The 315-nt window shown below is 49.8% G+C and carries 1 protein-coding gene; it reads right to left on the bottom strand.

The window, feature by feature from the left end:
• A partial coding sequence (locus HXW94_RS19705) for a transposase (protein WP_246294267.1) occupies positions 1–315 on the bottom strand: 315 nt, incomplete at both ends.

The following is a 315-nucleotide window of genomic DNA, read 5'->3' as shown; positions in this document are numbered from 1 at the left end:
TCTTTGACCACGTTGCCATGACCGTCCAACACCAGGATCGTGATCATCTTCCCCTTACCGCAGGCCGGACATCGAGGTTGCTGTTCTTTCAGAGGGGCAGGATCAGGTGTGGCCTGGTCATTCAAAGCCTGTCGTATTGCCGGTATATGTCTTCCGGCCTGCCCGTTGGCCAGAAACCCATAATATCGGATCCGGTGAAAATGTTTGGGCAGAACATGCAAAAGGAAACGGTCAATGAACTCCATCACCGGTAATGAGGTTGTTTCCCACCTGGATTTATTCCGGGTATTTTTGAACCAAAATTCAACGGTATCA

This window comes from Desulfobacter latus, from assembly GCF_013389365.1.
In the GTDB taxonomy this organism is placed as follows: Bacteria; Desulfobacterota; Desulfobacteria; order Desulfobacterales; family Desulfobacteraceae; genus Desulfobacter; species Desulfobacter latus.
Note: the sequence above shows the minus strand (reverse complement) of the source record. Positions and strands in the feature narration are given on the sequence as shown.